Origin of the sequence: Flavobacterium gelatinilyticum, assembly GCF_027111295.1 — a bacterium.
In the GTDB taxonomy this organism is placed as follows: domain Bacteria; phylum Bacteroidota; class Bacteroidia; order Flavobacteriales; family Flavobacteriaceae; genus Flavobacterium; species Flavobacterium gelatinilyticum.
Window position 1 is genome coordinate 2,458,529 of the sequence record NZ_CP114287.1, and the last position, 16,238, is coordinate 2,474,766.

The following is a 16,238-nucleotide window of genomic DNA, read 5'->3' on the forward strand; positions in this document are numbered from 1 at the left end:
ATTATTTCTTCTTTGCTGTTGTTGTCTTTTTAGCCGGAGCTTTTTTCGCTGCTGTCGTTTTTTTTGCTGCCGCTTTTTTAGCCGGAGCCTTTTTAGCCGGTGCTTTTGCTTCGATCATTTCCTGAACCTGAGCCAGTGTTAATTTTGAAGCATCCACATCTTTACTTAATTCAATTTTGACTTTTCCTTTCAAAATTACTGAACGTCCCCAGCGTGCTTTTTCAACTACAATTCCTTCTTCTTCCCAGTTATGAATAACCTTATCGATATTCTTCTGTAATTTATCTTCGATTAATTCTTCAACATCTGCCTGAGATAAATTATCGAAATTGTACTTTTTACTCACATTTACAAAAAGACCATTCCATTTAATAAAAGGACCAAAACGACCTACTCCTTTTTGAACGGCTTCTCCTTTATACATTGCGATCGGTGCATCGGCAAGTGCTTTTTCATCAATCAGTTCCTGAGCTCTTTCTTTTGAAACCCCTAAAGGATCTTCACCTCTCGGCAATGAAATAAACACACTTCCGTGACGTACATAAGGGCCGTAACGACCATTATTTACTTCAACTTCTTCTCCTTTATATGTACCTAAATTTTTAGGAAGCAAAAATAAATTCAAAGCTTCTTCAAGTGTAATATTTCCAATATTCTGATCTGCCATTAAACTGGCAAACTTTTTATCTTCATCGTCTGCTTCTCCAATCTGTGCCATCGGCCCAAATTTCCCTAAACGAACAGAAACCTGTCTTCCGTCAGCATCTTTCCCCAGAATTCTTTCTCCGCTTTCACGTTCAGCATTTGCCTCAACTTCTTTTACATTAGGATGAAACTGGTTGTAGAATTCCTGCATCATTTTAGCCCAGTCGATATTACCTTCGGCAATTTCATCGAAATCCTGTTCTACTTTTGCAGTAAAATTATAATCTAATATATTCCCGAAATTCTTAACTAAGAAATCCGTTACAATGGTACCGATATCTGTTGGAACAAGTTTTCCTTTATCAGATCCTGTATTTTCTTTTAAAAGCTTCTCACCTACTTTACTATTTTGCAAAGTAAGTTGTGTGTAATTACGCTCATGCCCTTCAAGAGTCCCTTTTTCAACATAATTTCTGTTGATAATAGTCGAAATTGTTGGTGCATAAGTAGACGGACGCCCAATTCCAAGTTCCTCTAGTTTTTTAACTAAAGATGCCTCTGTGTAACGTGCCGGCGGTCTTGAATATCGTTCTGTAGCTGTAATATAGTTATTAGTAAGCTTTTCGTTTACTTTTAGTGCCGGAAGCATTCCTTCCTGCTCTTCTTCATCATCATCGTGTCCTTCTAAGTATACTTTTAAGAAACCTTCAAAAAGTAAAACTTCTCCTGATGCTGAAAAAAGTTCATCATGATTATCTGCTTCAATTTTTACGTTTGTTCTTTCAAGCTGTGCATCGCTCATTTGCGAAGCCAGTGTTCTTTTCCAGATCAAATCGTACAAACGAGCCTGATCACGATCAATGTTTACTGAATGGCGTGACATATCCGTCGGACGAATTGCCTCGTGCGCTTCTTGTGCGCCTTTGTTTTTATTGGCAAAAAACCTCGGTTTAGAAAACTCTTTTCCGTATGATTTTATAATTTCAGCCTCAGCTGCATCCATGGCGTCTTTAGAAAGATTCACAGAGTCGGTTCTCATATACGTAATAAGTCCCGCTTCGTATAAACGCTGTGCTAACTGCATGGTGATTCCAACCGGCAGATACAATTTTCTCGCTGCTTCCTGCTGCAAAGTAGAAGTTGTAAAAGGAGCTGTTGGTGATTTTTTGGTAGGTTTAGTTTCTAAATCGGCTACCTTATATTTAGATCCGATGTTTTGATTTAAGAAATCTTCGGCTTCTTTTTTAGTATTGAAGTTTTTAGGCAGTTTTGCTTTGAAGGTTTTACCTCCTTCATTAACAAATTCAGCAACAATTGAGTACGTTGCAACTGCGTTAAAACTTTGAATTTCGCGTTCTCTTTCAACTATTAAACGAACAGAAACCGACTGTACACGGCCTGCTGAAAGTCCGCCTTTGATTTTTCTCCATAAAACCGGAGACAATTCGTAACCTACTAAACGATCCAGAACACGACGTGCCTGTTGTGCGTTTACTAAATTATAATCAATTTCTCTAGGATTATCAATTGCTCTAAGAATCGCAGATTTTGTAATCTCATGAAAAACAATACGTTTGGTCTTTTTTGTATCCAGTTTTAATTCTTCCGCCAAGTGCCATGAAATAGCCTCTCCCTCGCGGTCCTCATCGCTTGCTAACCAAACCGTTTCGGCATTCTTAGATAGTGTTTTAAGTTTACTTACCAGGGATTTTTTATCAGGAGAAACTTCATATTTAGGTTTAAAACCATTTTCAACATCTACTCCTATTTCCTTGGAAGGTAAGTCGGCTATGTGACCATAACTCGACTCCACCTGAAAATCACTCCCGAGAAATTTCTCGATCGTTTTCGCCTTTGCAGGTGACTCCACTATTACTAAATTCTTTGCCATCGCTCTTATTTTCTGCAACAAAAGTATTTATTTTTTTTAAATATTAACCTTATGAATGCATTTTTGAGGTATTTTGATATTATGAAACTTAAAATTGAAGATTTATCTGTAATATCATCTATTATATATATAGGTACAATTTTTAATGGTTTATGACCGAGAATGCTCTTTTTATTTTAGAATTTAGAATTTCTCGAAAAAACCGCGCTTTTTTTCCTAAACATTTAATCCGCGATCTAAAATCTAAAATTTCCCTTCTGCCATCTTGTCATATTTAGAGCTTTTTGCCCTATCTTTGCACTTTGAATTTTTATAATGGAAAAGATTATCGAAGAAAGCAAACAAGGTGAAAGTCTTGTTTTGGAAAATAAACCTGAGAATACTAAAAAACTATTTATAGAGAGTTACGGCTGTGCGATGAATTTTTCGGACAGCGAGGTCGTAGCTTCCATTTTGTCCGATGGAGGATACAATACCACTTCAGTTTTAGAAGAAGCTGATTTGGTTTTGGTAAACACCTGCTCCATCCGTGACAAAGCGGAACAGACTATTCGCAAACGTCTCGAAAAATACAATGCTGTAAAACGCACCAATCCGAAAATGAAAGTAGGTGTTTTAGGCTGTATGGCAGAACGTTTGAAAAGCCAGTTTCTGGAAGAGGAAAAAATAGTTGATCTTGTTGTAGGTCCCGATGCTTATAAAGATCTGCCGAACTTATTGGCGGAAGTTGAGGAAGGCCGTGACGCAATCAATGTAATTTTATCGAAAGAGGAAACGTATGGCGATATTTCGCCTGTTCGCTTAATGAGTAACGGAATTACTGCTTTGGTTTCAATCACTCGTGGATGCGATAATATGTGTACGTTTTGTGTCGTACCTTTTACACGAGGACGTGAACGCAGCCGTGAACCGCAGAGTATTATGGCTGAAATTCAGGATTTATGGAGCAAAGGTTTTAAAGAAATCACACTTCTTGGACAAAACGTTGACAGTTACCTTTGGTACGGCGGGGGATTGAAAAAAGATTTCGTAAACGCTTCTGAAATGCAAAAAGCAACAGCTGTTGATTTTGATCAACTGCTTGAAATGGTTGCTGTTGGTTTCCCGAAAATGCGTATCCGATTTTCGACTTCTAATCCGCAGGATATGCACGAAAGCATTCTGCACGTTATGGCGAAATACCCTAATATCTGCAAACATATTCACTTACCTGTTCAATCCGGAAGTAACCGAATTTTAAAAGAAATGAATCGTCTGCATTCTCGTGAAGAATATATGGCTTTGATTGATAAAATCAGAGCAATTGTTCCGGATGCTTCGATTTCGCAGGATATGATTGCCGGTTTCCCAACAGAAACTGAAGAAGATCATCAGGATACAATGAGTTTAATGGAATATGTAAAATATAATTTCGGTTATATGTATTCGTATTCTGAACGCCCGGGAACTTTGGCAGGAAGAAAAATGGAAGATGATGTCGAAGAAGAAACCAAAGCCAGAAGATTACAGGAAATTGTTGATTTACAACAAAAACACGCCTGGTTTAGAAGCGAAGAATTTGTTGGTAAAACAGTTGAAGTTTTAGTCGAAAAAGTATCTAAAAAATCGAAAGACGAATTCTCAGGAAGAAACTCTCAAAGCATTACAGTAGTTTTTCCGAAAGAGAATTATAAAATCGGTGATTTCGTAAACGTAAAAATTACAAGTTGCACCAGTGGAACTTTAAAAGGTGAAGCTGTGGGGCTTAGCAGCATGAACTAAAAAGTTATTTCAAGTTTCAGGTTTCAAGTTCTTTGCGTAACTTGAAACTTGAAACCTGAAACAATAAAATTATAAGCCTAAAAGTTAACTTGAAACCTGAAACAAATAAAAACTTGAAACAAAATCTAATATGGAAACAGTTCAAGCAATAAAACAACGATTTGAGATTATTGGTAATGATCCGAAATTAAATCGTGCTATCGAAAAAGCCATTCAGGTTGCTCCTACTGATATTTCGGTTATGGTAACTGGGGAAAGTGGTGTTGGTAAAGAAAACATTCCAAGAATTATACATTCGCTTTCGCACAGAAAGCACGGAAAATATATTGCCGTAAACTGCGGTGCTATTCCGGAAGGAACTATTGACAGTGAACTTTTTGGACACGAAAAAGGCGCCTTCACCGGAGCGACAAGCACACGTGAAGGATATTTTGAAGTAGCCGATGGCGGAACCATCTTCCTTGATGAAGTGGGCGAACTGCCATTAACAACACAAGTACGATTACTTCGTGTTCTTGAAAACGGAGAATTTATAAAAGTAGGTTCGTCTCAGGTTCAAAAAACAAATGTTCGTATCGTTGCCGCAACAAATGTTAATTTGTTTAACGCTATCGAAAAAGGAAAATTCCGTGAAGATTTGTATTACCGTTTAAGTACAGTCGAAATCACACTGCCTCCTTTAAGAGAAAGAAACGATGACATACATTTATTGTTCAGAAAATTTGTGGCTGATTTTGCCCATAAATACAAAATGCCGCCTTTAAAACTGGATGATGATGCGGTGCAGCTTTTACAAAAATTCAGATGGAGCGGTAATATACGTCAGCTTAGAAATGTCGCTGAACAGATTTCGGTTTTAGAAACCAACCGCGATATTAATCTGGCAACATTACAGTCGTATCTGCCTGCCGAAGGAAGCAATCTGCCTTCTGTAATAAACGATCAGAAAAAAGACAGTGATTTTAGTACCGAAAGAGACATATTATATAAGGTGCTTTTTGATATGAAAAGCGACCTGAACGATCTAAAAAAACTGACTCTTGAATTAATGAAAAACGGCACCTCAAAAGTGCAGGATATCAATCCAAATTTAATTCAGAAAATATATGGAAATCAGGAAAATGAAAGCGAAATTGATTTTGAAGAAGAACCAAGAACCGCTGTAATGACTCCTGCTGTACGCGAAGAAAACTATCAGATTCCTGAAGACAATTATTTATTTGCCGAAACTATAGAGGAGGAAGAAATTTTACGTCTGGAGCAGAAAGAAATTGAAATGATCAAAAAATCTCTGGAAAAGAATAAAGGAAAACGAAAAGCTGCCGCAGATGAGTTAGGCATCTCAGAAAGAACTTTATATAGAAAAATCAAACAATTCGATTTATAAAAATTATAAAATTCTAAGTTAAAATTCCTGATTCCAATTTCGAGAAAGTAAAATCTCAAACTTCAAATTAGTATATTTGACCCAAATTCAATTTTGAAGAGCAGACATTACAGCTATTAAAATCAGGATTTTTAAACATTGGAATTCATTAAAATACATATGAAAAAAATATATTCTCTATTCGCATTTCTCAGCCTTTTCATGTTAAGTGGCTGCGGGTATTACAATTTTACCGGAAGCACAGGCCAAATCAATGCAAAAACGTTTCAGGTAAACTTCTTTCAAAACAATGCCGATTTGATTGAACCGGGAATCGATAGAGATTTTACACTGGCATTACAGGATTTGATTATGAATCAGACCAACCTGAATCTGGTAAGCAACGGCGGTGACTTAATTTACGAAGGAGAAATTGTAGATTACAGAGTTACCCCAATGACCGCAACAGCAGTAACATCCGGCGGTGATGCGGGTGCAGCACAAAACCGTCTGACTATTCGTATCAATGTACGATTTACGAATAAAGCCAAAGAAAGTGATGATTTTGAGAAACCATTTGAATTTTATTTTGATTTCCAAGGAAATGCACTACCTACCGGAAGTGTTCTAAATGAAGCTATTAAAACCATTTTTGAAAGAATTACGCAGGACATCTTTAATGAGTCTCTTGCAAAATGGTAAGTTTTTAATACATTGCTGACAAAACAAAAAACCAGAAACAATTAATTAAGACAATTCGAAGATTAAATAAAAAATAATGAATGTAACTGATTATACCTACTTAATGAACAAGCCCGATGCTATTACAGAAAAGCAAACGGAAGCATTAGGAAGTGTTCTGAATGAATTTCCGTATTTTCAAAGTGCAAGAGCACTTCGATTAAAAGGACTTTACAGCCAGAACAGCTTTAAGTATAATTATGCTTTAAAAGTTACGGCTGCACATACGGCAGATCGTTCGGTTTTGTTTGATTTTATTACTTCAGAAAAATTCACTTCGATCCAAAATGACTTTTATGACCAAAAACTCAGAGAGCTTATGGATATGAATGTTTTTGGAAGTGAAATCGTTTCATATGAACAAGTTAAAAAAACTCCCGAAATAAGAATTGACCCAATTGAACAATCAATTCTAAAATCGATTAAAGAAGCCACCACAGTTGTTTTTGAAAGACCAGTTAAAGAAGAAGAAAAAACAATTGAACCGGTAATTGAAGAGCCGGCTGCAAATACTGCTCAGGAAACAGAAATTTTCATAGAACCTATTCCTACCGAAGAAGAAATTCTGAACAGTTTTGTAAAAGTTTCAGAAGCTGAAGAAAATACTTCTGAAGAAATTATTGAAGCTCCTATTTCAATTCCTACTGAAGAAGAAATCTTAAATTCTTTTGTTGAAAATACAAATACAGAAGAAGAAGCTGAAGAAACCACTGCAGAAGAACCTGTAATTGTAAGCCCAAGCGAGGAAGAAATTTTAGATACCTTTAAAAAGGTAGAGGAAGCAGTTTCTGACTCTGTTTTAGCAGATAAAACCGAGGAAGAGATACTAGAAACTTTTACTGAAGTAACAGAAGTTGAAGAACAAACCTTTGAGCCTGTTATTGAAGAATCGATTGCAAGTCCAAGCGAAGACGAAATTCTGAATACTTTTACTAAAGTTGAAGAAAACGATTCTGAACCTATTGAAAAACCAGTTTCTGACAGCAGCAAAGAAGAGGAAATTATAAATATTTCAGCAGAAACCGAAAATACAGAAAAAACCACTCAGCCAATTGTAGAAAAACCTGCAAAACCTGTGAGGCTAACCTTTTTTGAGGAATTTGTTGACGATGAAGATGATGAGGAAATTTCAGAAAAAACCGAGATTCCTGCCGCCAAAATCGTAAACGCGATTACAGAACCTGCTGAAGTTGTTTTTGAAGAAGCTAAAGAAGCTGAACAAAATGATGCAGCTAACACTGATTCTGCTGAAGAAACTACAGAAACAGCTGTAAGTGAAGTGATTTCTAAAACGGAAGACACAACTCAATCAGAGGAAGTTATCCAAATTGAAAATGTTTCTGAAATTGTAAAAACAGCAGAGGAGAATTTAGAAATAGGAAAACCAATAGACTTTTCCGGCAATGAAAAACATTCTTTTCAGGAATGGCTTCAATTAGCAAGAACTGAGCCTATTGACCGGACAGCAGATGCGCATCAGGAAACCGATAAGGGTGAAAAAAAAAGCGGTGAAGTAACCGGAACCGATTCAACTGAAGACGAAAAGAAGAAAAAAGCAGAAATAATTGACAGATTTATTGAAGCAAATCCAAAAATTTCTCCAATAAAACCAACAATGGCAAATCCGCCGATTCAATTTAACATCAATGAAGAGGAGAATTCATACCTGATGACAGAGACTTTGGCCCGTGTATATTTAGAACAAAAAAAATATACAAAGGCCATACAAGCATATGAAATATTAATTTTGAAATATCCAGAAAAAATTAGTTTCTTTGCAGACCGCATTTCGGATATAAAGATTTTACAACAAAATAACAATAACAATTAATACAAATGAGCACATTTTCAATTTTCTTAGTTTTAATCACAATAGTTTGCTTTCTATTGATCGTAGTGATTATGGTACAAAACCCTAAAGGAGGCGGATTGTCTTCTACTATCAGCGGAACTCAAATGTTAGGCGGTGTACAAAAAACAACTGACTTTTTAGACAAAAGTACATGGACGTTAGCTACTATTTTGATTGCTTTAATCCTTCTTTCAAGCTTAAGCTTCACTGGAGCTTTAGGTGATACAGGATCTAAAATCATTGAAAAAGGTGAAGCTCCTGCAGCAACTGCACCAGCAGCGCCAGCACAAGGAACTCCTGCTCCGGCAGCACCAGCAGCAAAATAATAATTTTGATATAATTGAAAATGCCAGCCTGTCAAAGCTGGCATTTTTTTTAGGAAAAAATGTCAGTTTATAGAGCATGGCACAATTTCTGAAAGTTTTTAGAACATTAAAAAACGTATAACCTATTAATAATATAAAATCATGGCTTTAAACATTAAACCGCTTTCAGACCGCGTACTTATTGAGCCTGCTGCAGCTGAAACTAAAACTGCCTCAGGTATTTTTATTCCAGATACTGCCAAAGAAAAACCACAAAAAGGTACTGTTGTAGCAGTAGGAAACGGATCTAAAGATCACACTATGACTGTAAAAGTTGGAGACACTGTTCTTTATGGTCAATTTGCCAGAACAGAAGTAATAAAATCAGAAGGAGTTGATTATTTGATTATGCGTGAAGACGACATCTTAGCAATTATCTAAAAACATATTGTATCAAGTACGGATTTTTAAGGATTAAGAACTCCGATAACTTGAAACAAATCAAACTTTAAACAAAATTAAAATGGCAAAAGATATAAAATTTGATATTGAAGCACGTGACGGTTTAAAACGTGGTGTTGATGCATTAGCAAATGCTGTAAAAGTAACTCTTGGACCAAAAGGTCGTAACGTAATCATCGGAAAATCATTTGGCGGACCAACGGTTACTAAAGATGGTGTTTCTGTTGCAAAAGAAATCGAATTAAAAGACGCATTAGAAAATATGGGTGCGCAAATGGTAAAAGAAGTAGCTTCTAAAACCAATGATTTAGCGGGTGACGGAACTACAACTGCTACAGTTTTAGCTCAGGCTATCGTAAAAGAAGGTCTTAAAAACGTTGCTGCAGGTGCAAACCCAATGGATTTAAAACGTGGTATCGATAAAGCTGTTGAAGCTATCGTTGCCGATTTAGCAAAACAAGCTAAAGTTGTTGGAAGCGATTCTGACAAAATCAAACAAATTGCTTCTATCTCTGCAAACAACGACGAAGTTATTGGTGAATTAATCGCTGATGCTTTTGCAAAAGTGGGCAAAGAAGGGGTTATCACGGTTGAAGAAGCTAAAGGAACTGACACTTTTGTAGACGTTGTTGAAGGAATGCAGTTTGACAGAGGATATCTTTCTCCTTACTTCGTAACAAACCCAGAGAAAATGGAAGTTGAATTAGACTCTCCATACATCTTATTATACGACAAAAAAGTTTCTTCTTTAAAAGAATTACTACCAGTTTTAGAGCCGGTTGCACAATCAGGAAAACCATTATTGATTATCGCTGAAGATGTTGACGGTGAAGCTCTTTCTACATTAGTAGTAAACAAATTAAGAGGAGCTCTTAAAATTGCTGCTGTAAAAGCACCTGGTTTTGGAGACAGAAGAAAAGCAATGTTAGAAGATATCGCTATCTTAACAGGAGGAACTGTAATCTCTGAAGAAAGAGGATATACTTTAGAAAATACAACTATCGAAATGTTAGGAACTTCTAAAAGAGTTTCTATCGATAAAGACAATACTACTATCGTAAGTGGTTCTGGTGAAGCTGACATCATCAAAAACCGTATCAACCAGATTAAAGGCCAAATGGAAACTACAACATCTGATTACGATAAAGAAAAACTACAAGAACGTTTGGCTAAATTAGCCGGAGGTGTTGCTGTTCTTTATGTTGGTGCTGCTTCTGAAGTAGAAATGAAAGAGAAAAAAGACAGAGTTGACGATGCTTTACATGCAACTCGTGCTGCTGTTGAAGAAGGAATCGTTGCCGGAGGCGGTGTTGCTTTATTAAGAGCAAAAGCTGTTTTAGCTGATCTTAAAGCTGACAATGCTGACGAAGCAACCGGAATCCAGATCGTTTCCCGTGCAGTTGAATCTCCATTAAGAACTATTGTTGAAAATGCTGGTCTTGAAGGTTCTGTAGTTGTTGCAAAAGTTACTGAAGGTTCTGGTGATTTTGGATACAATGCAAAAACTGACGAATATGTAGATATGCTTGCTGCAGGTATTATCGATCCTAAAAAAGTAACTCGTGTAGCTCTTGAAAACGCTGCATCTGTTTCTGGAATGATCTTAACAACAGAATGTGCATTAATCGATATTAAAGAAGAAAATGCCGGAGGCGGAATGCCAATGGGAGGCGGAATGCCAGGAATGATGTAATTCATTCTCTTCTTAAAACTTAAAAGCGCCGGATTTTATCTGGCGCTTTTTTTGTTCGCCACAAATTCACGAATTATTTTTTTCTAATCTTTACACCTATTTTTATTTACCACAGATTTCGCAGATCAAAAGAATTATAATCTGCGGTAAATTTTTTCCATACAAAGCATTCGTGTAATTTAAAGACAATTATTTTTAAACACAAGATTTAAAAAAACAATTCGTGAATTTGCGGCTAATCTTTTATTTAACATTCTCTTTTTCTTAAAAAAATCTATTATAGATAACTTTGCAAAGACAATAAATTTTTAAAATGAAAAAATATTTCACTCCACTCCTTTCTTTATTTTTCCTTGCACTTTCTATCACTTTACAAGCTCAAAACAACAAAGATTCCTATGTTGTTTTAGTTTCTATGGATGGATTTCGCTGGGATTATGAGAAACATTTCAATCTCCCTAATTTAAAGCAGATTGAAAAAGAAGGCGTTCATGCCAAATCAATGAAACCTTCTTATCCAACCAAAACTTTTCCAAATCATTATTCGATAGTAACAGGTCTTTATCCGGATCATCACGGTATTATCAACAATGTTTTTTATGATGCTTCTTTAAACCAATCATTTTCATTATCAAGCGATGCCAAAAATGATTCCCGTTTTTATGGTGGAAATCCAATTTGGAATTTAGCTGAACAACAAGGTGTTAAAACCGCTTCGTTCTTTTGGCCGGGTTCTGATATTGACAAAAGAAATCCGACTTATTACAAAAATTACGATGGCAAAACTCCATACGGAGCCAGAATCGATACGGTTATGAAATGGCTGCAGCTTCCTGAAAAACAACGACCTCATCTGGTTACTTTATATTTTGATGAACCGGATCATACCGGGCATAATTTTGGTCCGCTTTCGCCTCAAACCGAAAAAACGGTAATCAAAATGGATTCGATTATGGGTGAATTATCCAGAAGACTAAATGAATTGCCAATTGGAAAACAAATCAATTTAATCATAGTTTCAGACCACGGAATGGCTGATATCAGTAATGAGAAAAAAGCAGCGGTTCTCGATTATTTAAAACCTGAATGGCTAGGTTACAAAGATGTAATTAACCCAATTATGAGTTTACAGGCAAAACCGGGGTTTCAGGATTCTATTGCAAAAGCTTTAAAAAAAGTACCGCATATTAAATTCTGGAAAGCATCAGAAGTTCCGGAAAGATTACATTACGGAACAAATCCGCGTGTACATGATTTTGTTATTGAGGCCGAAAAAGGATGGAGTTTAGTAAGCAAAGAAAGTAATCACATAAAAGGAGGAACTCACGGTTATGATAATAACGAGAAAGATATGCACGCTATTTTTTATGCCAAAGGTCCAGCTTTTAAAGTCAATAAGAAAATTAAAACATTTGAAAATGTTTCTGTTTATCCTTTAATAGCAGAGATTTTAGGCTTAAAAATTGGAGAAATTGATGGCAAATTGAGCGATGTTGATGGAATGCTTAGATAATGTGTCAATTAGAAAATGTGCCAATTAGAAAATTTGATAATACAGGACTGCCCCATAGGCTTCGGCTTCGCTCAGCCTGACAAAACAAACAATAAACCCGACAGATTTTAAAACCTGTCAGGTTTACTGGACATAAGACGCACTGCAGCGCGTCTCTACAGATATGCGATATGTCAAATCATTTTCTGATTATCTAATTCTCTCATTGACACATTATCTAATTAAAAATTAGTCCCAACAGAAACCTCTTTCCATTTCCCTAATTCACTTTGAACACTAGCAATTTTCTGGTTTGCCATGTTGAAGGCATCTTCACCTAAAAACAAATGCAGCGGCGGATTTTGATCCTGACTTACTTTAATTAAAGCTTCGGCTAATTTTACAGGATCTCCAGGCTGATTTTCATTGATATCTTCTTTGTGCGCACTTTGAGATTGTCTCACTTCTTTGTATTCGGCAATTGGATTTTCAGGCAATAATAATGAGCTGTCTTTTAAGAAATCAGTTCTAAAATAACCCGGATACACTATAGTCGCGTGAACTCCAAAAGGTTTTATTTCTGCAGCTAATGATTCTGTTAAACCAGCAACGGCGAATTTAGTCGAACAGTAAATTCCCCACCCCGGAAATTCTCCATAATATCCTCCAACAGAAGAAATATTAAAAATATGTCCTGATTGATTGGCACGAAGAATCGGCATTGTATTTCTGATTACATTTAACAAACCAAAAACATTTACCTCAAAATTCTTTCTGGCCTCAGCATCTGTCAGCTCTTCTAATGCACCTAACAATCCGTAACCTGCATTATTTACTAAAACATCAATAGTTTTAAAATGGTGTACAGATTTTTCTATCGCATTTTTTACGCTTTTTTCATCTGCCAAATCCATTTCAAGGGGAAGAAAATTTTCTGATGAGTTTCCTAATTCTTTGATCAAAGAAGATTCATTTCTTGAAGTTGCGGCAACTTTAAAACCTTCTGCTAATAATTTTTTAGCTAATTCTAATCCAAGTCCTTTTGAAGCACCTGTGATAAACCAAACTTTGTTATTTTCCATGATTTTAAATTTTTACGTTTATAATTACAGGACAAAGGTATTGGCGAAGTGCTTCTTAAAAATTAAAGCAATCAAGTAAGAAGTTGCAAAAATCAAACAATTTCGTTCAAACGATAGTTTTTAGGCGAAACCTGAACGTTTTTCTTGAAGAAATTAATAAAATGAGACAATTCTTCAAATCCTAAACACCAGGCTATTTCATTAATATTCCAATTGGTCTGTTTAAGAAGAATCATCGCTTCCTGAATAACCCTTTCGGCAACAATCTGCGAAGTGGTTTTTCCGGTTGTTTCTTTTAAAGCTTTATTTAAATGATTAACATGCACATTTAACTGACTGGCATATTCTGAAGGCGAACGGAAGTTAATCTGCTGTTTGATGGATTCTATTGGAAACTGACGCTCAAGCAATTCCAAGAATAAAGAAGAAACTCTTATTGTGGCATTTGATTTACTATATAATGAAGCGGTTACAGTCTGCGTTTTCAATGCTAAATGAATAATTTCAAAAACCAGATTGCGAAGAACATCATATTTAAAAGCATAATCTGAATTGATTTCATCAAACATCCTTAAATAGACTTTTTTCAGGGACTCGGCTAATTCTTCAGAAACCGGAACGACCGGATTACCGCCGGGCTGAAATAAGGGATATTCTTTTAAATTCCCAAACTGACTAAAAAAGGCATCGGTAAAAATGCAGAAAAATCCGGTTTGATTTTCATCTATATGTTCCCAGCTGTAAGGAATCTGCGGATTAGCAAAAAACAAAGCCTGATCCTCAATAGCCACAACTTTATCTGCATAATGCACTTTGTTTTTCCCTATAATGAGACTTATTTTATAGAAGTCTTTCCGTGTATACGGTAACGGATTACAGGTACTTCCCACGTAATCATCTAGTTTAAAAACATTAAAATGTCCGATTTCTTTTTTAAGGTTTTCGGGCATTCCGTTTATCTTAACGGTATAAAAATCTTCTAAGGTTTCTGTCGGCTTCATTTTCCAAAGTTACAAAAATCAAATTATTTTTAATTAGATAATTTGAGAATGTGTCAATTAGAAAATTAGATAATGATCTGACACAACACATATTTGTAGAGACGCACTGCAGTGCGTCTTACGCATGTAATCTCAACATTTCATACACGGCACGTAGACGCACTGCTGTGCGTCTCTACAGAAATCGTCATGAATTAAAGTAACCCCAACAGGTTTTTAAAACCTGTCGGGGTTATCAAAAAATACTACAATACGTTTGTTGCGATTATTTTCTAATTATCAAATTGACACATTCTCTAATTAGGACACCACTTTATAAGTCGGATCTTCAATTACATTTACATCAATAACAGCATCGGCATTTTTCAGCAGCTTTCTGCAGTCTTCGCTTAAATGTTTCAGCTCAACCACTTTATTGGCCTGATTGTATTTTTTTGTCAGATTGTTAAGCGCTTCAATCGCCGACATGTCTGAAACACGGCTTTCTTTAAAATCGATTATAATATGTTTTGGGTCATTCTGAATATCAAATTTTTCTAAGAATACGGTTGTAGAGCCAAAAAATAATGGTCCGTAAATTTCATAATGTTTTATTCCGTTTTCATCGATATAATGACGTGCACGGATTCTTTTGGCACTTTCCCAGGCAAAAACCAAAGCTGAGATAATCACTCCAATCAAAACCGCCAAAGCCAGATTATGCAACACAATGGTAACGACAGCAACCAGAATGCCGACAAAAATATCATGTCGCGGCATTTTATTGATAATCCTGAAGCTTGCCCATTCAAAAGTAGTAACCGCTACCATCATCATAACACCAACCAGAGCCGCCATTGGTAATTTCCCAATAACCGGAGCGCCAAAAAGAATAATAATCAAAATAGTCAAAGCGGCAATAATTCCCGAAAGTCTTGCTCTTGAGCCGGCACCAAGATTCACTAAGGTCTGGGCGATCATAGGACAGCCTCCCATTCCGTAGAAAAAACCGTTTAAAATGTTTGAACTTCCCTGTGCTATGCATTCTCTGTTACTGTTTCCGCGGGTTCCGGTAATTTCATCAACCAAATTCAGCGTGAGCAGACCTTCTGTTAAACCAACAGCCGCAACAATTACCGAATAAGGAAATATGATCTGTAAAGTTTCAAATGAAAATGGAATATTCGGGATGTGAAAAGGAGGAAATCCTCCCTGAACAGATGCAATATCTTCTACCGTTTTGGTTTCAATATTAAAAACAATTACTAAAGCAAAAACTACCATAATGGCAACCAAAGAAGCCGGAACTGCTTTAGTAATCTTCGGAAAAAGCAGTACAATCCCGATAGTCAGCGCAACCAAACCCAGCATAATATATAAAGGTGTTCCCTGAAGCCAGGACACCTGTCCGTTTACAATAGTCTTAAATTGTTCCAGCTGCGACATAAAAATCACCACTGCGAGTCCGTTTACGAAACCAAACATTACAGGCTGAGGAACGAGTCGGATAAATTTACCGAGTTTAAAAAGTCCGATGACTATTTGTACAATACCTCCAAGGGCGACTGCTGCAAAAACATATTCAATTCCGTGCGATTTCATCAGCGCAATCAAAACAATGACTGTTGCTCCTGCCCCGCCCGAAATCATTCCGGGTCTTCCTCCAAAAATGGCAGTTACCAATCCGGCAATAAAAGCCGCGTACAATCCTACCAAAGGCGGAAATCCGGCTAAAATGGCAAACGACAGAGATTCCGGAATCATCGTCATAGCCACAGTTAAACCAGCTAAAATTTCATTTTTATAATTAACCTTTTGGGTAAAATCGAAGAGTTGAAACGTTTTTTTCATAGGGCACAAATGTAGAAAATAATGCCCAAAAAGAGAATATCTCTTTCTAAACCTGAAAAATGTAATAAAACCGTAACTTAATTTTTGTTTTTGTTTGTTTCAAGTTTCATGTTTTAC

The 16,238-nt window shown here is 36.2% G+C and carries 12 protein-coding genes; 8 read left to right on the forward strand and 4 right to left on the reverse strand.

Annotated elements, in window-relative coordinates; genetic code table 11:
• Position 1: 1 nt before the first annotated feature.
• Positions 2-2,536 carry a type I DNA topoisomerase gene (topA, locus tag OZP11_RS10345; RefSeq protein ID WP_281235124.1) on the reverse strand — a complete coding sequence of 845 codons (2,535 nt, stop codon included), beginning with the start codon at positions 2,534-2,536 and terminating at the stop codon, positions 2-4.
• A 315-nt stretch (positions 2,537-2,851) separates the two neighbouring features.
• Between topA and miaB the strand changes: the two genes are divergently transcribed.
• From miaB to OZP11_RS10385, 8 genes are all read left to right on the forward strand, one after another.
• Complete coding sequence (miaB, locus tag OZP11_RS10350) at positions 2,852-4,297, forward strand: tRNA (N6-isopentenyl adenosine(37)-C2)-methylthiotransferase MiaB (RefSeq protein WP_281235125.1); 1,446 nt, start codon at positions 2,852-2,854, stop codon at positions 4,295-4,297.
• Positions 4,298-4,427: 130 nt separating this feature from the next.
• On the forward strand, positions 4,428-5,684 hold the full coding sequence (locus tag OZP11_RS10355; protein ID WP_281235126.1) for a sigma-54 interaction domain-containing protein: 1,257 nt from the start codon (positions 4,428-4,430) through the stop codon (positions 5,682-5,684).
• A gap of 159 nt (positions 5,685-5,843) precedes the next feature.
• The gene (locus tag OZP11_RS10360) at positions 5,844-6,365 is read left to right on the forward strand and encodes an LptE family protein (RefSeq protein WP_281235127.1); all 522 of its coding nucleotides are present in this window, start codon (positions 5,844-5,846) and stop codon (positions 6,363-6,365) included.
• A gap of 76 nt (positions 6,366-6,441) precedes the next feature.
• Positions 6,442-8,235, forward strand: a complete 1,794-nt coding sequence (locus OZP11_RS10365) for a tetratricopeptide repeat protein (protein WP_281235128.1) — start codon at positions 6,442-6,444, stop codon at positions 8,233-8,235.
• A gap of 5 nt (positions 8,236-8,240) precedes the next feature.
• Positions 8,241-8,582 (forward strand): preprotein translocase subunit SecG, encoded by a 342-nt coding sequence (gene secG / locus OZP11_RS10370; protein ID WP_281235129.1) that lies wholly within the window; start codon positions 8,241-8,243, stop codon positions 8,580-8,582.
• Positions 8,583-8,723: 141 nt separating this feature from the next.
• Positions 8,724-9,002: a co-chaperone GroES gene (locus OZP11_RS10375; protein ID WP_144215271.1), complete on the forward strand. Its 279-nt coding sequence runs from the start codon at positions 8,724-8,726 to the stop codon at positions 9,000-9,002.
• An 82-nt stretch (positions 9,003-9,084) separates the two neighbouring features.
• Entirely contained in the window at positions 9,085-10,716 is a 1,632-nt protein-coding gene (gene groL / locus OZP11_RS10380) for a chaperonin GroEL (protein WP_281235130.1), read from the forward strand.
• Between the two features lie 313 nt (positions 10,717-11,029).
• The gene (locus tag OZP11_RS10385; RefSeq protein ID WP_281235131.1) at positions 11,030-12,229 is read left to right on the forward strand and encodes an alkaline phosphatase family protein; all 1,200 of its coding nucleotides are present in this window, start codon (positions 11,030-11,032) and stop codon (positions 12,227-12,229) included.
• Positions 12,230-12,450: 221 nt separating this feature from the next.
• Here the strand turns inward: OZP11_RS10385 and OZP11_RS10390 are convergent, their stop codons facing one another.
• The 3 genes from OZP11_RS10390 to OZP11_RS10400 all read right to left on the reverse strand — a co-directional run bounded on the left by OZP11_RS10390 (position 12,451) and on the right by OZP11_RS10400 (position 16,121).
• The gene (locus tag OZP11_RS10390; protein WP_281235132.1) at positions 12,451-13,290 is read right to left on the reverse strand and encodes an oxidoreductase; all 840 of its coding nucleotides are present in this window, start codon (positions 13,288-13,290) and stop codon (positions 12,451-12,453) included.
• 92 nt (positions 13,291-13,382) lie between these two features.
• Complete coding sequence (locus OZP11_RS10395; protein WP_281235133.1) at positions 13,383-14,291, reverse strand: helix-turn-helix domain-containing protein; 909 nt, start codon at positions 14,289-14,291, stop codon at positions 13,383-13,385.
• 300 nt (positions 14,292-14,591) lie between these two features.
• A complete protein-coding gene (locus OZP11_RS10400) occupies positions 14,592-16,121 on the reverse strand; it encodes a SulP family inorganic anion transporter (RefSeq protein WP_281235134.1) in 1,530 nt (509 codons plus the stop codon).
• Positions 16,122-16,238: the final 117 nt, after the last annotated feature.